The organism is Paenibacillus rhizophilus (genome assembly GCF_003854965.1).
GTDB lineage: Bacteria > Bacillota > Bacilli > Paenibacillales > Paenibacillaceae > Paenibacillus_AQ > Paenibacillus_AQ rhizophilus.
Map to the genome: position 1 here is coordinate 41,406 of NZ_RQPI01000020.1, position 20,665 is coordinate 62,070.

23 protein-coding genes, 1 rRNA gene, 1 pseudogene and 1 riboswitch are annotated in these 20,665 nt (G+C 51.2%); of the genes and pseudogenes, 1 reads left to right on the forward strand and 24 read right to left on the reverse strand.

Annotated features, from left to right (window positions below):
• Window positions 1–35: 35 nt before the first annotated feature.
• From spoVG to EH198_RS22205, 11 genes are all read right to left on the reverse strand, one after another.
• Entirely contained in the window at window positions 36–320 is a 285-nt protein-coding gene (spoVG, locus tag EH198_RS22155) for a septation regulator SpoVG (RefSeq protein WP_025332586.1), read from the reverse strand.
• 187 nt (window positions 321–507) lie between these two features.
• Window positions 508–1,335 carry a pur operon repressor gene (purR, locus tag EH198_RS22160; RefSeq protein WP_124697701.1) on the reverse strand — a complete coding sequence of 276 codons (828 nt, stop codon included), beginning with the start codon at window positions 1,333–1,335 and terminating at the stop codon, window positions 508–510.
• A 94-nt stretch (window positions 1,336–1,429) separates the two neighbouring features.
• Window positions 1,430–2,284 carry a 4-(cytidine 5'-diphospho)-2-C-methyl-D-erythritol kinase gene (gene ispE / locus EH198_RS22165; RefSeq protein ID WP_124697702.1) on the reverse strand — a complete coding sequence of 285 codons (855 nt, stop codon included), beginning with the start codon at window positions 2,282–2,284 and terminating at the stop codon, window positions 1,430–1,432.
• Between the two features lie 182 nt (window positions 2,285–2,466).
• The gene (locus EH198_RS22170) at window positions 2,467–2,643 is read right to left on the reverse strand and encodes a small, acid-soluble spore protein, alpha/beta type (protein WP_124697703.1); all 177 of its coding nucleotides are present in this window, start codon (window positions 2,641–2,643) and stop codon (window positions 2,467–2,469) included.
• Window positions 2,644–2,811: 168 nt separating this feature from the next.
• The gene (gene veg, locus EH198_RS22175; protein ID WP_124697704.1) at window positions 2,812–3,087 is read right to left on the reverse strand and encodes a biofilm formation stimulator Veg; all 276 of its coding nucleotides are present in this window, start codon (window positions 3,085–3,087) and stop codon (window positions 2,812–2,814) included.
• Between the two features lie 151 nt (window positions 3,088–3,238).
• Window positions 3,239–4,138: a sporulation peptidase YabG gene (yabG, locus tag EH198_RS22180; RefSeq protein ID WP_124697705.1), complete on the reverse strand. Its 900-nt coding sequence runs from the start codon at window positions 4,136–4,138 to the stop codon at window positions 3,239–3,241.
• 93 nt (window positions 4,139–4,231) lie between these two features.
• Entirely contained in the window at window positions 4,232–5,116 is an 885-nt protein-coding gene (gene rsmA / locus EH198_RS22185; protein WP_124697706.1) for a 16S rRNA (adenine(1518)-N(6)/adenine(1519)-N(6))-dimethyltransferase RsmA, read from the reverse strand.
• Window positions 5,113–5,664 carry a ribonuclease M5 gene (gene rnmV, locus EH198_RS22190; RefSeq protein WP_124697707.1) on the reverse strand — a complete coding sequence of 184 codons (552 nt, stop codon included), beginning with the start codon at window positions 5,662–5,664 and terminating at the stop codon, window positions 5,113–5,115. The genes rsmA and rnmV overlap by 4 nt, the downstream gene beginning before the upstream one ends.
• Window positions 5,665–5,822: 158 nt before the next feature.
• Window positions 5,823–6,980 carry a resuscitation-promoting factor gene (locus EH198_RS22195; protein WP_124697708.1) on the reverse strand — a complete coding sequence of 386 codons (1,158 nt, stop codon included), beginning with the start codon at window positions 6,978–6,980 and terminating at the stop codon, window positions 5,823–5,825.
• 278 nt (window positions 6,981–7,258) lie between these two features.
• A riboswitch (cyclic di-AMP (ydaO/yuaA leader) is annotated at window positions 7,259–7,494 on the reverse strand.
• A 201-nt stretch (window positions 7,495–7,695) separates the two neighbouring features.
• Window positions 7,696–8,463, reverse strand: a complete 768-nt coding sequence (locus EH198_RS22200) for a TatD family hydrolase (RefSeq protein ID WP_124697709.1) — start codon at window positions 8,461–8,463, stop codon at window positions 7,696–7,698.
• A 27-nt stretch (window positions 8,464–8,490) separates the two neighbouring features.
• On the reverse strand, window positions 8,491–9,777 hold the full coding sequence (locus tag EH198_RS22205) for an HD domain-containing protein (protein WP_124697710.1): 1,287 nt from the start codon (window positions 9,775–9,777) through the stop codon (window positions 8,491–8,493).
• Between the two features lie 310 nt (window positions 9,778–10,087).
• Here EH198_RS22205 and EH198_RS22210 point away from each other — a divergent pair, with 310 nt between their 5' ends.
• Window positions 10,088–10,342, forward strand: coding sequence for an AbrB/MazE/SpoVT family DNA-binding domain-containing protein (locus EH198_RS22210; protein ID WP_124697711.1), 255 nt, complete (start codon window positions 10,088–10,090; stop codon window positions 10,340–10,342).
• A gap of 426 nt (window positions 10,343–10,768) precedes the next feature.
• On the opposite strand, the gene rsmI is transcribed toward EH198_RS22210, so the two are convergent.
• From rsmI to rrf, 13 genes and pseudogenes are all read right to left on the reverse strand, one after another.
• Window positions 10,769–11,668 carry a 16S rRNA (cytidine(1402)-2'-O)-methyltransferase gene (rsmI, locus tag EH198_RS22215; RefSeq protein ID WP_124697712.1) on the reverse strand — a complete coding sequence of 300 codons (900 nt, stop codon included), beginning with the start codon at window positions 11,666–11,668 and terminating at the stop codon, window positions 10,769–10,771.
• A complete protein-coding gene (locus tag EH198_RS22220; protein WP_124697713.1) occupies window positions 11,665–12,432 on the reverse strand; it encodes a tRNA1(Val) (adenine(37)-N6)-methyltransferase in 768 nt (255 codons plus the stop codon). The genes rsmI and EH198_RS22220 overlap by 4 nt, the downstream gene beginning before the upstream one ends.
• A 101-nt stretch (window positions 12,433–12,533) precedes the next feature.
• Complete coding sequence (gene yabA / locus EH198_RS22225; protein ID WP_124697714.1) at window positions 12,534–12,902, reverse strand: DNA replication initiation control protein YabA; 369 nt, start codon at window positions 12,900–12,902, stop codon at window positions 12,534–12,536.
• 29 nt (window positions 12,903–12,931) lie between these two features.
• The gene (locus tag EH198_RS22230) at window positions 12,932–13,732 is read right to left on the reverse strand and encodes a PSP1 domain-containing protein (protein WP_124697723.1); all 801 of its coding nucleotides are present in this window, start codon (window positions 13,730–13,732) and stop codon (window positions 12,932–12,934) included.
• Window positions 13,733–13,967: 235 nt separating this feature from the next.
• Window positions 13,968–14,942, reverse strand: coding sequence for a DNA polymerase III subunit delta' (holB, locus tag EH198_RS22235; RefSeq protein ID WP_124697715.1), 975 nt, complete (start codon window positions 14,940–14,942; stop codon window positions 13,968–13,970).
• A 17-nt stretch (window positions 14,943–14,959) separates the two neighbouring features.
• The gene (locus EH198_RS22240; protein ID WP_124697716.1) at window positions 14,960–15,403 is read right to left on the reverse strand and encodes a YaaR family protein; all 444 of its coding nucleotides are present in this window, start codon (window positions 15,401–15,403) and stop codon (window positions 14,960–14,962) included.
• 103 nt (window positions 15,404–15,506) lie between these two features.
• The gene (locus EH198_RS22245) at window positions 15,507–15,836 is read right to left on the reverse strand and encodes a cyclic-di-AMP receptor (protein WP_124697717.1); all 330 of its coding nucleotides are present in this window, start codon (window positions 15,834–15,836) and stop codon (window positions 15,507–15,509) included.
• A 153-nt stretch (window positions 15,837–15,989) separates the two neighbouring features.
• Entirely contained in the window at window positions 15,990–16,631 is a 642-nt protein-coding gene (gene tmk / locus EH198_RS22250; protein WP_124697718.1) for a dTMP kinase, read from the reverse strand.
• Between the two features lie 104 nt (window positions 16,632–16,735).
• Entirely contained in the window at window positions 16,736–18,304 is a 1,569-nt protein-coding gene (locus EH198_RS22255; protein ID WP_124697719.1) for an aminotransferase class I/II-fold pyridoxal phosphate-dependent enzyme, read from the reverse strand.
• A gap of 219 nt (window positions 18,305–18,523) precedes the next feature.
• A complete protein-coding gene (locus EH198_RS22260; RefSeq protein WP_124697720.1) occupies window positions 18,524–18,715 on the reverse strand; it encodes a sigma factor G inhibitor Gin in 192 nt (63 codons plus the stop codon).
• 821 nt (window positions 18,716–19,536) lie between these two features.
• Window positions 19,537–19,950 (reverse strand): hypothetical protein, encoded by a 414-nt coding sequence (locus EH198_RS22270; protein ID WP_124697722.1) that lies wholly within the window; start codon window positions 19,948–19,950, stop codon window positions 19,537–19,539.
• Between the two features lie 226 nt (window positions 19,951–20,176).
• A pseudogene (locus tag EH198_RS22275) lies at window positions 20,177–20,489 on the reverse strand (VOC family protein).
• Between the two features lie 87 nt (window positions 20,490–20,576).
• Window positions 20,577–20,665 (reverse strand): 5S ribosomal RNA (rrf, locus tag EH198_RS22280); the annotation flags it as partial.

A 20,665-nucleotide genomic window follows, 5' to 3' on the forward strand; every position in this document is an offset into this window, starting at 1 on the left:
AAAAGCGAGAGCCATCAAACCAAAGAGCGCGTTCTTTATGCTCCTTCTTCGATCACTTCTTCTTCCGTTGCCGCGCGATCGTATTCAGCCAGTACCGCGGTTTGGATCTTCTCACGCGTTCCGGAAGAAATCGGATGCGCGATGTCACGGAATTCCCCATCCGGCGTACGTTTGCTGGGCATTGCAACGAACATTCCATTGTTGCCATCAATGACGCGAATGTCATGAACAACAAACTCGTTATCGATGGTAATGGATGCGATTGCTTTCATTCTCCCCTCAGAATTGACGCGGCGGAGTCTGACATCCGTAATTTGCATGTGTGTGTTCACCACCTTTTTCCATCAGAGACTTGGGTGTATAATTCCACACAGTAAAGCAAATTCCTTCTTTTCCGCCCCATAAAATCCCTTACATACTAGAATAATTTTGACAAAACGGTGTTTTCGACACTTTTCCACCGTTTTCCCCTGATTTCCTCACGAAATCGACATATTCTCTGGTTCCTTAAACGGAGAAGAAGTTGCCCGGATACGCCGATATGCGCCGCTCTTTCGAATCCACCTCGCCCAGTCTGACCAACGAGACATAATCATGAAGCAGACGCTCTTCCGATTCCACCGCATCTGATTCCACCAGGACTCCGACGCCCGCCACTTCTGCGTTGAATTCGCCGAGCAGATCAACCATTCCCCCAACCGTTCCGCCGGCCTTCATAAAATCGTCGACAATCAGCACCCGCGACTTCTCCTTAAGCGCGCGTCTGGACAGCGACATCGTATGAATGCTCTTATGGGAGCCCGACACATAGTTAATGCTCACCGCCGAGCCCTCCGTCACTTTATGGTCCCGGCGCACCAGCACCACCGGCAGTCCCAGCTGCGCGGCCGTCGCGTAAGCGAGCGGGATTCCTTTCGTTTCCACGGTCATCACTGTATCGATCGGGACGCCGTAGAATGCGGTGGCGATAATCTTCCCCGCCTGCTCCATAAGAGACGGCTGGCCAAGCAGGTCCGACATATATAAATATCCTCCGGGCAAAATCCGGTCGCTATGCTCCAGTTGGCTGCACAATCCGCGAATAAAAGAAAGCGCCATCTCCTTGGGCATCCGGGGAATGAACTTTACTCCTCCCGCCGCTCCCGCATGAGTCTGAAGCTCGCCCATGCCTTCGCCCTCGAACACTTCTTTGATAATTGCCAGGTCCTCGCTGATCGAGGACTTGGCCGCTCCGTACCGCTCGGCAAAGGTGGACAGCGGCAGAAGATCATGCGGCTTTTCAAGCAAAAATTGGGTCATATCTACTAAACGCTGACTTCTTTTAAGTTTCTTCACGGAAGGCTCCTCGTCAAAACCGAATATTATAGAGAAAATATATCACTTTTGTACGGGTTTATACAAGAGAAGCATTATGTCTATTCTATCGCTGTCAAGTCAGCGAACGCACGGCATAGACTTCCTTGCAGAATCCGCGCAGTCCGTTATAAATTCGGGGCATCTTGGACTGCTTGGAAACGAGGCCGAATACAGTCGGGCCGCTGCCGGACATCAGCACGCCGTCTGCGCCGAGCCGAATCATCGCTTCTTTCAGCTGCTGAACTTCGGGATGCAGCTTCAATGTGACCTCTTCCAGCACGTTGCCCAGCCGGGCGCACACCGCATGGAAATCGCCGGCTTCAACCGCCTCGCGCATAAGCCGCGAGGAAGGATGAGCGGTTATCCCGCTTGCCCGCAGTTTACCGTACACCTCGGCCGTCGACACATTAATCGGCGGCTTCGCGAGAACCACCCAGCACTGTGGCATGCTGGCGATCGGCGTAAGCTTCTCGCCTCTGCCCGTTGCCAGCGCGGTCCCGCCGGTGACGCAGAAGGGCACGTCCGAACCGAGCTCGGCGCCAAGCTCCTGCAGCTCTTCGCTTGACAGGCCAAGCCGCCAGAGCCGGTTCAGGCCGCGCAGCGCAGCCGCCGCGTCGCTGCTTCCGCCGGCCAATCCGGCGGCGACTGGTATTTTTTTGTCCAGATGGATATGTACGCCCCGCTCCACGCCGCAGCGTTCTTTCAGCAGTTTCGCCGCCTGAAAGGCCAGATTCTTCTCATCCAGCGGAATATAACCCGCCTGACTTGATATAATAATGGTGTCCCGCCGCAACTCGGACAACTCCAGCCGGTCCGCAAGATCGACCATGGTCATAATCATTTCCACCTCGTGAAATCCATCCGGCCGTTTGTGCAGCACATCCAGCATCAGATTGATTTTGGCCGGCGCTTTTTCATACACTTTCAAGGCGTTCACCCTACCCTCATTTTTCCCCTAAAAACAACTTAACATATTATATGAGAATCTTGGAATGAAGTCCATTCCCAGTTCCTGACCATGAAGAAAGCGCTATACGTAAAATCAAAACGGGAACGCCCGCTGTCAAGGACGCTCCCGTCTTTTTTGCCGCTTTCCGGTTGTCTTGCTGCCTAAGATTTGCGCGCAGCCTGCTCGGCAAGCTGAATCGCTCGCTTCACCATATTCCCGGCATCCTTCGCCCGGATTCCTCCCCAGCCTTCGCGCTCCACGGTTTCATAGAAGCCGAGCTCTTTGGCCAGCTCCGTCTTCAGCTCATCGGACATCATGCTGCGTCTTCTGCGGCTCATGCGGCATCCTCCTTCTGGGTTAACAATGATGAGTTATTGCCCTCTTAGTATGGATTCCCGCACCCCTTAGCATACGCGCCGCTCTTTTACAGGCAACTGCAAGCAAAACCGTCCTTCGAAGCGCAAAACAGCCCTTCCTCCATGAGGAAAGGCTGCTTAAATAAAAAGTTACACTTTGGCATGCATGAGCGGCAATTGCACATCGTCTTCACATACCGTAATCTCCACGGATTCGGTAAGAATATCTGCATAGCTGTAGGAGACGCGCTTGAACGATTGCTGCTCCTGATCCAGTTTGACAATAAATACAGAAGGGTACGTTTCTTCCAGGACACCGGTACGCTCGACCGTTTTGCGGCGGCCACCGTTTGCTCGCAACGTAATCTTAGAACCGACATGAGCTTCGAGACTGCGTTTAATTTCCAATAGCGCGTTATTAGCCATTGCCTGACGACCACCTCTTTCCTTGTCCATTATAACTCGTGTATTACAATATGTCAAATCAAACAAATAATTATAGTAGATGCCAATTATGTTTGTCAACGATATTTTTTAGAACGGATGGACAAGCAAAGAGATCTTAAGGTCCGGCCCTTTAGATGGCGGAAGGCGTCACTTTCAGCGTGGATAAATCTTGGAGCCGCGGCATGCCGATCCGCAGGCTTCCGCGCGTTTCAATGCCGCCTAGACCTTGGCTGCCGCTGATCGTATTATGCAGCACGTCGCCTAAGTTGATCGTTTCCCTGATGGAGGTAAGAGCGGCCTTAGCCGCGATATACACCGGGTCCAGGGCATGGATCAGGATGCGTCCCGGCGAGCTTGCAAAGTTCGCCCCGGCCCCAAGCAGCGCTTCAAAATGCGACTGGCATGCCCCGGCGACAACCGTCAGCGCGTCATAGTTGCGTTCGTAGTCCCTGGCCACACGAATCGCTGCAACGAAATTTTGCGAATTTTTATAGCTGTTTAAATTGTTCAGATCATAAGATTGCAGCGACTTCAGCACGCCGTCATGACCGGTAACCACCACGACATTGGGACGGACTCTGGGCAGCAGGCGGTATAAGGCAGACGCCATCTCCGCTTCCCGTACATGGTGTCCTTCGGCAGGAATACGCAGTTGCTCATACAGGCTGAGGCTTTTATTCAAATAACCCGGATCGCCGTCAAGATGCAGGACTTTTCCGGGAAGCTCAAAGTAAGAAGCCTCCTTCGGCGTCTGCTCCCAAATCCCCATCGTATTCCCAACGCCAAATCTGCTGTGCTCCTGCCGGTCCTTTCTCAGCTCCGTCAGCGACTCTGCGGCTTTAATACGCGCTCGCTCCCCCAGTTCCGTCATGGCCGTAGCAGGCACCTGAACCAGATCGTTCAGCGGAGAGTCCGCCAGCAGCCGAAATTCGGTTCCTTTGATGATGGCCTGATTTCGCGTTATATACTCTACCCGAAAAGTCACATCACCGCCATAAGATCTCCGAACGACCAAGTCTCCTAAATTCATCAGAACATCACCTCTACCCCCATCGTATGGGCAAAGATAACGGATGGTTCATCATTTAGCCGCTTTGCCTGCATTAACTTCTATCAGCAAGCCCTATACGTGGCCGGCCTCAAGCAGGACGTCGCTCAGACGCGCATACTCCGCCAGACTCAGCGTCTCGCCGCGGCGTGAAGGTTCAATCCCTGCCTCAGCCAGCAGCGCTTCCAGCCGCTCTCTCCCCTCTTTGGGAAAGAAGCGGGCCTTTAAATTGTTCGATATGGTTTTGCGACGCTGTGTAAAGGAGGCCCGCACCACTTCAAAAAAATGCTTCTCGTCCTTTACCTCGACCGGCGGACGCTCCCTGACCTTCAGTCGGATGACCGCTGACTCCACATTCGGCTGGGGAATAAACACCGTATGCGGCACCGTACAGATCAGCTCCGGCTCGCTGTAATACTGCACGGCGATGCTCAGGCTGCCGTAGTCCTTGCCTCCCGGCGATGCCGCCATCCGCTCGGCGACCTCTTTTTGAATCATCACGACAATGTTGGCAAGCGGCAGCTTCTCTTCCAGCAGCTTCATCAGAATCGGGGTCGTCACATAGTAAGGCAGATTGGCGACCACACTGACCTTGCTCACTTCCCCGAAATCTTCGCTGAACAGTTCGTGCAGATCCACTTTAAGCACATCGGCATGCCGTATCTTGACATGGGGATACGGAGACAGCACCTTCTGCAGTATCGGAATCAGACGCTGGTCGATCTCTACAGCCGTAACAGCACCCGCCGTCTGCGCCAGACGCTCGGTCAGCGCGCCGATGCCGGGGCCGATCTCAAGAGCACCCGTGCTTTCATCCAGAGCAGCCGCATCTACAATTTTATTTAATATATTTTGGTCAATCAGAAAGTTCTGACCCAGGCTCTTCTTGAACGAAAATCCGTGAGCCGCGATAATTTCTTTTGTCCTTTTGGGGGATGAAATTTCTTCCCTGCCGCTCATAAGGATAGACCTCCCTGCTCGATTTGCATCACCGCGTTTGCGAACTCTTCGGGCGTAATGCCGAACATCGACAGCCGCTTATACAATTGCTTGCCGTTGCAGTAACCGATGCCCAGCAGGTTGCCCAGCTCCATTCTCCGCTGCGCGGCATTAGGGTGTACAATCATCCCCGCAGCCAGAAGATCGTCCATTCCGATCAGCACCGGCGCTCCCTCGAAGGAAGTATGCACATGCTCCAGCGCATGGCGAATCGCCTCGGGCGATGCGTTCTCGACGCCGATATCGCCTTTCAAGGTCGCATCCTGCTCCGGAATAAAAGCATGCTTGCAGCCAGGCACCTTCGACGAAACAATCTTGCGTATCCGTTCTCCCGCATGATCCGGGTCGGTCAAAATAATAACGCCGCGGCGCTCCATCGCAAGCTTGATCTTGGCGATTACCCGGCTGTCCACCGCCGAACCGCCCGTTTCGATCGTGTCGGCATCGACCGCTCTTTTGACGGCGACGGTATCGCTTTTGCCTTCCACGACAATTAATTCTTTAATCATTGTTTATCTTTTCCTCCCGCAGCGGCCCTATCCCCCGCCTTTACCACAAAAAATAAAAGCAAAAAGAAGAGGATTCGCTCCTCTTCTTTTTGGCTAAGAATTATATAAGTGACGAGCTTACATCACTATAGCGTATTGCCGCCAAATTTGCAAAATCATTAATCCAGCTCCGGTTTAACCGGACCGATCACGTAAACGGCACGCGATTTGCGGCCGAAACTGCGGGCATGGCTCAGCGAATCGTAATAAACGTCAATCTTATTGCCTTTAATGGCTCCGCCGGTATCCTCAGCGCGGCGGAATCCGAGTCCCTCGATATACACCCACCAGCCAATAGGAATCACATTAGGATCCACTGCAATGGTCCGCCCTTCCGTTACGCGCGTTCCGGAAGCGGTACGTGTGCCGATTCCCGGTTCTTCCGAAGAATATGCCGTCATCGAAACATTCTTAATCATTCTTTTGAACTCGAAGTCCACGCCGGCTTTGCTGGCGACATTGCTGCTTCTGACGTTGGTCTTTTTGGAAGTGGTGCTGCTAACGGAAGAAACTTTCGCGACTGCGGCTTTAGGCAAGGCTTTCGTACCAATGGCGATCACTTTATCCTTGGTCACCGTCTGCACTTCTTTACCGACCATGCGCATCGAGACAAGCTTTCCGTCCTGGTAAGTCTTCTCGATATGCTGGATAATGGCGCCGGGCTTGCCGGCCTGTGCTACTCGTACTGTCCCTACGGTTAGGGAGGGGTCCGCCGTCTTGATAACCCGGAAAGGCAAGCTTTGGGTCCGCTGTACAACCTGCTTGTTGATGCGGATGACCTTAACTTCCGTTTTGGCGGAGATTGCGGTGTCTAGCGAAGGAAAAACCTTATCGTGGGCATTCAGCGTAATGCCCAGACTGTTCATGGCCCGACCGATCGTATCCTCAGTCGTATAGAGCGTTTTTGTCTGTCCATTTTCAGTCAGAGTGAGCTCATGTGCACGGTCAATGACGATCCGGTCGCCGTCTTTGATCTCGTCGCCAAGACCCGCAGATAATTTGTCGTACGGTTTCAACGAGATTGTTTCTTTGGCCAGAGCTTCGCCCAGAAGCGCTTCGCGCGTTTCCAGAGCACGAACCTGCCCGTCTATCACTAAAACAATTTGTTTGCTGCTTTGAGAGTGTACGTATAGCAGAATAAGCAGCGCGATAGCTACCCCGATTACGCCCGCAAATGCCCAGGTGCGTAAATTCACCTGTTGAAGCCGTAACCGTAATGCATAAGACCTGCTGGATGATTGCGAATCATGGGATACTTCGGGTTGGAATACGCCCATCTTCTACATCCTCCTTACATAGCCCGCCCAAACCGTAAACCGTACTGCTGGTTCCAGCGAAACTACAAGAGATTGTCACAGGACACGATACTATTCGCGGCTTCTCGCATCCTGCTCATAAATCGCCTGCCCGGCATGGCATCTTCCGCCTGTTATATAACAGTTCACAGGCGAATACGTTTAATTCAAACAAAAAGAAGCCTAAACAAAGAGTCTTGATTAGAGGACTCTTTCGTGGCTTCTTGGGATGCCCGAATAAACGGCCAAACGCACGAGGTTTCCTCTCTTACTTGCGCTTACGGGGTTAGCTGTCGGGTTCGGACGAAAGAGAGACGCCCTATCTCAGGTCAACCGCTCATGGCGATTGCCTTCAAATTCACCCCAAAGACCACGTGAAGAAATCAAATACAGCCTGCAACGCCAACCTGATGTACTCTTATGTACGGCTTTAGGCATACAGCAAAGCGATATTGGTTCCCCCGTTCTCCATACAGAGACTCAGCGAGACGATTTATGAATCAGCGGCTGTCACAGTAACAACAGCTCACTGCACTGACAAGATAATATCCTGTTTCGATGCATGTTGTAAAGCACACTTCAACCAGATAAGCGCAAGAAAATGGTTAAATTAATGTAATAAACACCCGTTTTTTTGTTAAAAAACTTTAATCTTTCGTTCATTCTCATTATTTTAGCCGGTTTTCTCCCGTTTTCACTAAATACCAAATAACCCCAGTGCATTTTTGTACGTAATTTCAGCCATTTTATTCAATTTAATTCCTTTTATTTCCGCTGCTGCCTCTGCTACCAATCTAACATGAGCGCTCTCGTTACGCTTGCCCCGATAGGGGTGGGGGGTCAGATATGGGGAGTCCGTTTCGATCAGCAGACGGTCCAGCGGAACCTGCGCCAGCACCTCCTTAGGCACCCGGGCGTTCTTGAACGTAATTGGTCCTCCGAAGGAGAGGTAAAAGCCGAGATCGAGGCACATTTTGGCTGTCTCCCAGCTACCCGAGAAGGAATGCATGATCCCCCCAATTTCCGAAGCCTTCTCTTCGCGGAGAATACGGACCACATCTTCGTGGGCGTCCCGGTTATGAATGACAATCGGCATATTCAGCTCCCGTGCCAGCCCGATCTGCCGCCGGAATACGGTATGCTGAACTTCTTTTGGTGAAGTATCCCAGTAGTAATCGAGCCCAATTTCCCCGATAGCCACGACTTTTTCATGACTGCACAGCGAGGCGATCCAATCAAGGTCCCCGTCCTTCATATCAATGGCATCCTGCGGGTGCCAACCCACTGCCGCATAAATAAACTCGTACGATTCGGCCAGCTTCATCGTGGTTGGAATCGTTTCCCGGTTGAAGCCGACATTGACCATTTTGCTTACTCCCGCCTCTACAGCCCGTGCAATCGTTTCCTCACGGTCGCCGTCGAATTGCGGAGCATCCAGATGGGTATGGGTGTCGAAAAGCTGCATAACCACTTCCCCTTTCTTTGCTATTTCTCAACGTACATCAAACAAATCCTTTATCGAATTCGGCAGCATCGGAAGCGCTTTTTCAAGCTTGTCCTGCGGATAATATAAATGATAGCGCCCCCGGTGAATCCCGCTGATAGAGCGGACGATGTCCGACACCTCGGAGATTTCGCGAAGCCGTTCCTGACGATCCAGCAGAAGAATCTGCTTACCGTGAAAGCCCTCTCCCGGACGGAATACATCATAGGGTAAATCTGTCGGAAAATCAATTTCCAAGTCGTATTCCGGGTGCAGTCCGGCCGAGGCGAAGCTGCGGCGAATTTCGTCAATTGTTTCCATGTCCAGGCTTTCCATCTCTACATATTTATACAGTTTACGATGAATAAAGCGGCTGCACAAGTCGCTCAGCAGTTCGTCCTGTTCCGAGGTCCACTGCATAAATGTCGCCTGCACAAGCGCCTCATCCAGCTGCAAATACTGCTGCACATTTACCTTACCGCGAAATAAATCGGTCAGCGGCTCCACCATAAAACGGAAGGAATAGCCTTCTTGAAACAGCTGCTTGGCCCGGCGGAACACCTGGCGCAAAATAATTTCCGAGCTGCGCGTAACCGGATGAAAATAAACCTGCCAATACATTTGGTAACGGGACATTAAGTAGTCCTCAATTGCATGCATCCCCGATTCCTTGACCACTACCCGCCCGTGATATGGACGAAGCACCCGCAAAATACGATCGATATCGATCGTGCCGTAGTTAACCCCGGTGTAATAAGCGTCGCGCAGCAGATAATCCATCCGGTCGGCATCCAGCGGACTCGACACCAAATTGACCACAATGTCATGCTCATATTTTTTACAGATAACCGAGGCTACCTTCTGCGGAAAATCTTCCTCCACTTCCTGCAAAATTTCAGTAATACCAGTGTTCTCCAGTATGATCCGGCATGTCCAGTCTTCATGATTCATTTGAAAAGCTTCTTCTATAGAATGGGAGAACGGTCCGTGCCCCAAATCATGCAAAAGCGCCGCGCACAGCGTAAGCAGCCTTTCCTCGGGAAACCAGTCTTTATAACCGCTGCGCTCAAATTGGGAAATAATGCGCCGCGTAATTTCATATACCCCAAGCGAATGGGAGAACCGGCTGTGTTCGGCGCCGTGAAAGGTCAAGTAGGTGGTTCCGAGCTGGCGAATCCGGCGCAGACGCTGAAATTCCTTTGTATTAATGAGGCGCCAAATCACCGTATCCTGTACATGGATGTAATTGTGAACCGGATCTTTAAATACTTTTTCTTCCGTAAGCGGCTGCTGCATGAAGTCAGCTCCTTTATCTTTAACATCGACTTTTTCTGATTTATTCTAATAAAAAAGAAGATTTCGTCACTTTTTGTCGAAAAAAGTTGATAATTTAGTTTCCATTTCGACATTTTACTTGTGCCTCTTAGATAGTTATTATATATATTGAAGTGCAGCCATTCCAGAAACCTTGTCATATCAGAAAATAATTCATCCTCTAAAAAGAGGTTGACTGTTTTGGGAATGGTTGGTATTATATGTACCATAAAACAGAGAAGATTGTCGAATAGTGACACTTTTTGATTATTTGAGAGGAGCAACGATTGTTATGATGAAATCAACAGGCATTGTAAGAAAAGTAGACGAACTGGGACGGGTTGTCATTCCGATCGAGCTGCGCCGTACGCTGGGTATTGGAGAAAAAGATGCGCTTGAGATTTATGTGGACGGTGAGCGGATCATGCTGAAAAAATACGAGCCTGCCTGTATTTTTTGCGGTAATGCCGAGAACGTGACTTACTTTAAAGGAAAAATTGTTTGCAATGAATGCATTTCTGCTATCCCTGCCCCTGTGACAAATTAAATTAAATCGGTTATAATGGAACTAATCAAATTGTTAATTCTAACCTTTTTTATATCTCCTTAGCCTCCCGCGAATGCGGGGGGTATTTTTTTATGTGGGGGCGGCCCCTCCCAAACCCTCCCCAATGGGAAGGGCCCCAAGGGCTGCGCCCTCTGGACACCCGCAATTGTTGGATAGGTGCGGAAGGTTGGCGAGATCTGGCGGCTTGGGGTGGTGGAGCGGCCCTTCTCGGGCGATTCCTGACGGAATCGGCCTCGGGGCCTTCCATGCGTGCTTGGGGCGCTCCGAGTTAAGGAAGGCGGAGACATGCGCTCTCCCTTCGGGAATCGCTTTACTTTTGTGCTTTCTTCGACTGGCTCGTGCTGCTACTCCGCCGTTCTCCCGCGCTCTCCCTTCGGGAATCGCTTACTTCTGTGCTTGGTGCGGCTATTCCTCCAGCAGCGCGTTATAAATATCGCGCTTGGCGACGCCGCGGTCGGACGCGGCTTTTTTCATGGCGTCCTTGCGGGTGGAGCCGGCGGCCTCGTAATGAGCGACATGCCCCTCGATACTGAGCGCGCGCCACCAGGCGGAATCTGCCTCATAAGCTTCCTCTAAGCTTTCTCCCTCAACGACGATGACATATTCGCCAAGCGGCGGGTGTTCTTCAAGCCACTCGGCGCATTCATCAATGGTCCCTCGCAGGAATTCTTCGTATCGTTTCGTCAGCTCGCGTGCCATAACGATTCGCCGGTTGCCGAGAGTCTCCCGCAAGTGGACCAACGTCTTCGCTACCCGGTGCGGCGACTCGTAGAAGAGCAAAGTACCCTGGGCGGCACGCAGCGGTGCAAGCACCGCTTGGATGCTTTTACGCTCCCGGGGCAGAAACCCGACGAAAGTAAAAGTGTTCGTCGGGAGACCTGAAGCGATCAACGCGGACAGCGCTGCATTTGCTCCGGGTACAGGAACGACCGGAATTCCTTCGCTGACAGCGAGCGCGACCAGGTCGGCGCCCGGATCGGAAATGGCCGGCAGACCGGCGTCGCTGACCAATGCCAGATTTTTACCTTCTATTATATAGCGTATTAGTTCAGGACCGCTGGCGGCCTTGTTATGCTCATGATAGCTGAACAGCTGGCCGGGAGAAATGTCGAAATGGCTGAGCAGCTTGCGCGTCTGCCGGGTATCCTCAGCGGCGATAATGTCGCATTCCTTCAGCGTCCGGACAGCCCGGAACGTCATATCCTCCAGGTTGCCGATCGGTGTCGCTACCAGAAATAAGGTGCCTGTCTTCTGCTGAACATCCGCCTCTTTTTGCTGAAAGCTGCTTTGGCATTGAATAGTCATGATTTTACCTCTTTTGAACCGTAGTAGATATCCAGAATTTCCGGACAATATTCATTGTCTTCAGTATATACAATCAGCGGCGGCTGTACCCGTACCTCCGGCTTTCCATCCCGCGCAGCCTCGATCAATACCATATTGGCCTCCAGATTCGCACGCGGATGCACAAAACGGATCGTCTTCGGCTCCAGTCTATACTTCCGCATCAAGCTTACGATATCGACCAGCCGCTGCGGCTTGTGCACCATACTGACCTTTCCGCCGGTGCGGACAAGCCGGACACAGGCCTGAATGACCTCCTCCAGTGTGCATCCGATTTCATGCCGGGCCATCGCCTGATGAGTGTTCAGCTTCAGATCACTGCCGTTCAGCGGCATATAGGGCGGATTAACTGTGATGGCATCATATACTCCATATCCCGTCGCAAGATGCAGTGTCCGCAAATCCCCTTCATGAATGGTTATCTTCTCCTGGAGCGCATTCATCGCCACACTGCGGCGGGCCATATCGGCCAAACGGGGCTGAATTTCAATTCCTTCGATAACCGCCGCCGTGCGGGTGGTCAGAAGCAGCGGGATTACTCCGTTGCCTGTACATAAATCCAGCACCCGGCCCCGCGGAGGTACAGAAGCGAATCTGGCCAGCAAAACGGCATCCATGGAGAAGCTGAATACCTCATCGCTCTGAATAATATGCAAATTATGCGTAAGCAGATCATCCACACGCTCCGCAGCAAGCAGCGGGACTTCATTCAAACGGTTGCTCATCACCATTCTCCTATTCCAACATTCCAAGTACAAGCGAATTATTAATCATTTATTATATTCAAAAAAAACCGTAGGCGGCGTCCTCCTACGGCTGTATATTCTTATTTATTAAGGAAAGACAGGCAGAACAGACAATCGCCTTCCGTACGCAGATGGCCAAAATTCACATTGCAGATATGAAAGCCCTCATGATATAACCGTGCCAGATTATCGTAGCCCTCGCCAACAACTTCATCTGAAGTGTTCCCGCTCTGAGCGGAAGGCTTTCCGACAGCCTCTGTCTTCGAAGATGGACCCGGCGGGGCCTCTCTCTTCAAAATTTTGCGCAGCTGCTCATTTTCCAGCGTCAGGCGCTGATTCACTTCCATCAATTCTTTTACGGTTTGCTTCCAATCTCCAAGATTTAGACGCATCGTTTCCATTTGCGCTTCTATCTCCTGGATGTGTGCAAATATATTTTTCTTTTCCAAGTTTCCACCCCGAAAGTAACCTTAATGGTCTACTTGACGACAACATCATCCATTGGAAGTTCCTTTACTTTGCCCACTTCAAACAACTGGACATGAACCGTGCGGTTTCCGGCATGGATGCCAACCACCTTGCCTTCACCAAGCGAAGTGACGACCAGTTTGCCCACTGCAGGCATCTCTTCCTTTACACTTTCGTAGTTATCATGCTCAAATTTCAGGCAACACATTAATCTTCCGCAAAGCCCGGATATTTTGGTCGGATTGAGCGAAAGACTTTGGTCTTTGGCCATCTTGATCGATACCGGCTCGAAATCACCCAGCCAGGAAGAACAGCACAGCACCCGGCCGCATGGACCGAGACCACCGAGCATTTTGGCTTCATCTCGAACGCCAATTTGTCGAAGCTCAATGCGGGTGCGGAAAATGCTGGCCAAATCCTTGACCAATTCCCGGAAATCAACCCGGCCTTCTGCCGTGAAATAAAAAATGATCTTGTTGCGGTCAAACGTAAACTCCACATCCACCAGCTTCATTTTGAGGCCATGATCGCGGATTTTATTTAAACAGGTTGCAAAAGCGTCCTTGGCCGCCTGCTTGTTCTCCTCCACCACGCACGCGTCACTTTCACCGGCGACACGCATGACTTTCTTAAGCGGAAGTACGACATCGGCTTCAGGAACCTCTTTTTTGCCTACTACGACCTTGCCATATTCAATCCCCCGCGCCGTCTCAACAATCACGCATTGATCCTGTTCAATCGGCAAATCCAAAGGATCGAAATAATATATTTTACCCGCCTTTTTGAAGCGGACACCGACTACGCTGTACAACAAAATTACCCTCCTTGTCTGCCGGTGAAGGAACCCCAGCAAGTCCGCTCCATGATGTTTCATGCTTGTTCTTCCTTAACCGTAACACAAGAAGAAACGGCTGTACCCATTTTATAAAAGCATAGGCTTTATAAGCAGCGATACAGAGTATCGCTTTCAGGCGCTAACAGAAATATCAGGCCAAAAGTTGCTTCTTGAAGGCTGCCCCGCAGGAAGCGTAAACAAGCTTTATTCTTCAGCTTTCCAGACGTATCAAAAACTGCTCCAGACATAGCTGGGCATTTACATTGAAACGCAGCTTCTTCTTGCTCTCGGCGGCAAACTCCATATAAGCTACCCACTGGGAAGAAGTACGCGTTCTGGCGCAATTGGAAATAAAGTCCAATTGATCTATGAAAACGATGCTTTCGTGTTTTCGGTACAGGAAGTACAGCATGTCTTTAAACCACAGGTGGAACATACTGAACAAGGTATCCAAATGCTCACCAAGCCCGGTCTTGAACAGCTTCTGACCCGCGGTCGCCACCGCCGAGCCATTCTTGCCCAAAGACTCCTTCGCTAATTGTAACACTAGGTTTCTCATTTCTGCAAACCAATTCTGCTCCAAAAGCTCTTTGCATCCTTCAAGTCCCGATGTCAAAGATACCGCGCAGCGCGCAAGAGGAGCGGAGACTCCTTCATTCGACAAAACCTGCAGCAGCATCTCCGGTGGCAGCGGTGCAAACGGTACGCGCTGGGTCCTCGACTGAATGGTCGGCAGCAGAGATTGACTGTTGTTCGCAATCAGTACGGCAACTGCAGGCACGGGAGGCTCTTCCAAAAATTTAAGCAGACTGTTGCCTGCCTGAACGGTCATTTTTTCCGCTTGGTCTATAATATATACTTTCGGATTGCCGCCCTCGGCTCGATATGAAAAGACCCGCTGCAATTCGCGGATCTGGTCAATTTTGATGCTGTTTCCTTCCGGCGAAAGAATCTTTAAATCCGGATGGTTGCCATGCTGGACCTTTCGGCACTCCAGGCATTCGCCGCAGGCGTCATCCTTGCAAACTGTGCAAAAAATCGCTTGGGCCAACATAAGCGCCGTCTTCATTTGACCGCTGCCCGCCGGACCGCTGAACAAATAAGCGTGGCCCAGCGTATCCGTGCGCAGCGAATTTTGCAAAATCCGTTTGGCGGTTGTCTGTCCCAATATATCGTCAAAAGGCATAATATCCTCCTATAGCGTTAAAAAGCAAGGTTAATCAGCATTCCGCGAATTTCGCCCACCTTGCCCAGCAGATCAATTCGCCCCTGCTCGCTCTCAAGCAGCTCGTCCGCAAGCGTCAGCAAAGCGGCGTCGATTTCCTCCAGCAGCTTATACCTTTTCCCGCGTCCTCTTCGGTCCCAGCCCTTGGTTTCTTTTAGCCTTACACCGCGGCGTGCCGTTTCTTCCAGAAATTTTTTGACCATTACCCGATAAATCGCCAGTTCGCGTATTGTCATCGATTTGGATAGACGTTCACCTTGAACCTGAATCTCCTGGATTTGACGGGTCAACTCATCTCGGGTCGACTGTTCGCCATGCTGCTGAAACACATCGGAGAATGTTTTTTGCTGAACCGGCTTGTTCGCATTTTCATTTAGGGGCAGTTCATTTTTCAAAGGCCTGAAGCCCGGATTAATCTTCATGGGTCGCCCATCGCCCTTCTTTGCCAATTGATATTATGAATGAAATCAAGCGGGAAGCGGCTGCCGCTTACTGATACGCTCAGCCGTTTCTTCCCGCCCATGCTTAATAATGCTCGAACCGGTCGACAGGAAGTACAAATACAGTCGCTCCGCCCACTTGAACCTCGACTGGAAGCGGCAAATAAGAATCCGTCGTTCCACTCATAGGGGTTACCGGAGTAACCAACTGTTCACGCACCTTGCAGTTATTGCGGATAACGCCGAGTACGGATTCAACCTGACTGTCTTCAACCCCAATCATGAAGGTGGTATTTCCCGCCCGCAAAAACCCGCCCGTACTTGCCAGCTTGGTTGCCCGGAAATTGGCTTTGACCAGCTCACTGGACAGACGGTTGCTGTCCTTGTCTTGGATAATCGCAACAATCAGTTTCATCTTTGCATCTCCTCTTTTGCGTTATTTTGTGATAGTCCCACAAAGTAAAGAATGGACTTCTAAGCATACCAGATACTATGCGGGGAACCTGAAAACTGATATATCTTTTCAAGAAGAAATGGACGCTTTATATAATATATTAGACAATGAAGTTTAAAAACCCTTTAACAGCCTGTCTTCAAGTGTATTTATAAGCTCGCGCTCCACCACATGCAGCGGCCGACTGGCATCCAGAGTCACGATTCGCTGCGGATTTGCCTCTGCGATCATGCGATAGCCTTCTCTCACCTTTTGATGAAAGGCAAGACTCTCCAGATCAAGCCGGTTAATTTCCCGCTCTCCGTTAGCTGAAATTCTCGCCAGCCCTACTTCCGGTTCGATATCCAGATAAAAGGTCAGATCGGGCATCCTGCCGCCGGTGGCAAACTGGTTGATCGCCCGTACTTCCTCCATACCCAAACCTCTGGCATAGCCTTGATATACAAGGCTGCTGTCCACAAAACGGTCGCACAGCACGATAAGTCCCGCCTTCAGCGCCGGCTCCACTCTCTCGGCCAAATGCTGGCTCCTTGATGCGGCATACAGCAGCGCTTCGGTTCGCGCATCCATCGCCGTATGGGCAGGGTCCAGAATAATGGAACGGATCTTCTCGGCAATCTCAATGCCGCCCGGCTCCCGGGTAATTAAATAAGGAAGAGAGCGGTTCTGCAAATAAGCAGCTAGCCTGCCCATAATCGTTGTTTTCCCCGATCCTTCTCCGCCCTCAAGTGTAATAAAAAATCCTTCCCGGCCCAATTACGTCACTCCGCCTTTCTGATTCCATAATTCAAAATTTCTTTGATGTCCGCGCAAAGTGCCTGAATAGACTTCACAGCCAATCTTCTCTTTGCGGGAGTGATTTATACCTCTGCCTGAGTTGTTATATATACCTTTATCGTCTGCAAAATCGGGTCGGACACGGACTGAAACTTTGCACCGGCTTCCACCAAGCTGCGCAGCCTGCAACTTATTTCCCCGGTAATAACCTCACCTGGATACAGCAGCGGTATTCCCGGCGGGTAAGGGATGACCATCTCCGCCGCGACTCTGCCCTCGCTCTTTTCAAGCTTGATGCGTTCTGTCTCTTCCTCCCGTACGGGTCTTAGGGAAAAATGAACCGGCGCCGATAAGGGACTATGTTCAAAATTGTTCCACGTGGAAACATGGACGGAAGCGGAGGGAAAAGGACCCGGTGGGCATTCCCTGTCAATTTCCCGCAGCGCAGCTAGCAGCGAGACGGCATCTTCAGTCCGCGAACCGAGGCTGAAGAGCAGCACCACATGCCGTTCGTCGCTCATTTCCGGCACGCAGCCCTTCCTTTCGAGCTGTGCCTGCAGCTCGAATCCGCTCAGGACCCCGGCGGCGTCATAAATGACGACCTTGAAGGGGTCCTGCGTGCTGTAGGCGGCGTCGGTGCTCCGCCGCGCCGAGACTCGGGGGGCGGAGGTCTCCGCTCCGCCCCCGCCGGTGTGCCGCTGCGGCGCCTGCGGCCGCAGCGCTGCAAAGCGCGGCAGCTCCGCCAGGCCGCGCTGCAGAGTCTCCACGGCGGCCAGCCCCGCCGTGAAGGCATCTGCGCGCCGCGTATGGAGCAGCCGGCGCGCCAGATCGAGCGAGGCCATCACGGGGTATGATGGGCTGGAGCTCTGCACCATGGCGAGCCGCTGCCGCAGCAGGGCGCGGTCGAGCCGCGGCCCCTGTACATGCAGCATGGCGCCCATGGTCATCGCCGCAAGCATCTTGTGCGTGGACTGCACGACGCCGTCCGCGCCGCAGCTTAAAGCGCCCGTCGGCAGCTCCGGGTGCTGCCCATAGTGCGCCCCATGCGCCTCATCGACCAGCAGCGGTACGCCGCTGTCATGGCAGGCCCGCGCGAGGGGCGCCAGGTCGCTTCCCATGCCGTAGTAGTTCGGCATGGTCACCAGCAGGCCTGCGGCCTCCGGCCAGGCCGCCAGCGCTTTGCGCACCGTCTCTTCGGGCGGTGCGACCGCAAGGCCGCTGCTTTCATCCAGCAGCGGGTCGAGAAATACCGCACGCGCTCCTGCCAGCATAAGCCCGTGAATCACCGACTTATGCACATTGCGCTGTACCAACAGCACGGCGCCTGGCTCGGCACATACCGTCAAGATCAGGGCGAGATTTCCCGCCGTGCTCCCTCCTACGAGAAAAAAACTTTCCTCTGCCCCAAAACAATCCACCGCGAGTCGCTGCGCTTCCAGAATGACGCCTTCAGGATGATGCAGATCGTCGCTCCCCGAAATTTCGGTAATATCCGCCCTCATGACCTCATCCAGCAAGCCGGCGCTTCTTTGGTCCATCCGATAAGCGTGCCCATTCTTATGACCCGGCACATGAAAAGATATCTTTCCTTCCGCTTTGTAGCATTCGAGCATTTCATATAATGGCGCGCTTTTGCGCTCTTCTTCTTTCATCGATCAAAATTCCTTCCACACCGGCCTACCTTTATTTTAACCTATATCCGTTCCCCCGCCTATGCCCTGTATCTGCCGCTTGTGCGCACAACAAAAACGGCCTCACCCTATAATCCTCACCGGGGAAAGCCGTATACCAAAGCTGTGTATAAACGACAACCGCCTCGTACCTTGCAGCATCAACACGACAAAACAGCAGTACGACGAACGGGGCGGCTTTTAAGCATTCTTCTGCAGTCCGATTTTTTTCATCCGTCCGATAAAAAAGCGGTATTTGGCATCCTCCGCCTCAGTCCTTACCATCTCGGCCTCGCAATCCTCGCATATAAATTGCGACACGATGCGAATCCCTTCTTCCTTCTCCTGCCCGCAAATGATGCAGGTTTCGATTTTAGCATGTTCTTGTTCCATAGAAATCCCACCTTGGTCCTTTTAAGAACAGTATGCTTCACTTCCTATCATTTTAAACCCTTTCATAGTTTTTTCATATCCTTGAATCCCTTATTTTTCAAGCCCAACCGCTCATGGCCGGTTTAAAACTATAGATTTAATAAATCCAATGAAATTGCCGATAGTAGGGATAAGAGATATGCTGACTTGGAGGATGGGTATGGAACCGACGATTAAAGGAGCTACCTTTTACCAATATAAACTTCTCAAAAAAATGAGCATTCCCCTTTATGCTCTGCGGATCTACGCCGCGTTTCCCATCCTTTTTATGATCCTGGAATCGATTTTCGTTTCCCCTGCCGGTTTATTCTACTTTCTAATCGCTGTTCCGGTTATTCTGTGGATTCAATATGTCGTTTCCCGGTCCATACTATTAATTGCGGGTTACCCGATTGCAAAAAGATGGCGTAATTCTTTTAGACTGCCCTGGCCCGGTTTTATGCCGGATCAATATATCAGCTGCCGCCTCTTCCGCAGGGTCCAGCTTCATAACTTCTGGATTGGTCTCTCCTTTACAGCACTATTTGTCATTTGGTCGCCGCCTGCTTTTACCCTCTCTTTGGCTTTTATGCATCTATGGCTATTGTTTCCGAGGTTCTACGCTTTGCTGTGGGCGGGTTGGAAGAGACAGGATGACATGCTGAAATTTAGTCCGGCTGATGTTTCATGCTATTCGCAGTAGCAATTTTCTTCCTCCCTTAACGAATCATACTCCAGATTACATACGTTCGTGTCCGCGAGTAAACAGAAATCGCCATCCATAGGATGGCGATTTCTGTTGTCTATTGGCTGCCTATGCTCTGGGCAGCCGTTTTCTTATCTTTTGGAATCATCACAATAAAATAACCGTCATGGATAGTCAAGTGAACAACGAGTTGATCTTTCTTGAACACATGCGAACTCGACGCCTTGTCTTCCGTAAGCTCATGCCAGCCCCAATTCTGTATGGCTTTAAAATAAGGTTCCGGGATACTATCTTTCTCCTTTAACCCTGGCAGCGAATAGCGGACGTAGTCCATAGCCGCGTTTGTTGTCGTCCGATCCGGAGAATTCGCTTCCTTCGGTACGGGAAAGCTTTTTTCGTTAAGAGCTCCCTCAAACGATTCCCAGGACGGTTTCGTCGATCCACATCCCGCCAGCATCACAGCTGCAATACATAAAATAAGGAGCGCCCACAGCATTCGTGCTCGCTTCATACCTTAAATCCTCCTTACCCTCTTACCCTGCAACTAAAGACACAGGAACAAATTCAACAAATGAATTCTATGAGTAGTTCATTCGTATTAAGGTTATGCTTTAATTTGCACTTTTCCATTATACTTGTAACAAACGCCCTGTCGGTAACAAAAATGTCATCCGGTCTATACCTGTTTCCTCTACCCTTTACCAACACTTATATGTAAGATCGGCCTCTTTCACTACTTATACTTTATTAGAGATCTCAATCAGATTACGATCGGGATCGCGTATATACACCGATTCGATCGGTCCCTGCACTCCTGTCCGCTTAACAGGCCCTTCCTCCAAGGGCACCCGACAAGTCTCAAAATGGGAGATTACCACCGCGAGCGGTGTACGAGTAATAAAACATAAATCAGCCGAACCGGGGGTTGGATAATGAAACCACCTTCATTCCGAGTACATTCTCATAGAACGTTATCGTCTTTTGGATATCGCGCACTGTTAACACAAGATGATCCAGACGGTCTATGCTAATCGCTATTTGCTTGTTCATAATCCGCTTCCTCTCTTCGTGTTCACTTCTGTAAAATCAAATAAAACATACAAAAAACCACTGCTGAAATTCAGCAGTGGTTCATGTGCTTGGCGGCGTCCTACTCTCCCAGGACCCTTCGGTCCAAGTACCATCGGCGCTGGAGGGCTTAACGGTCGTGTTCGGGATGGGTACGC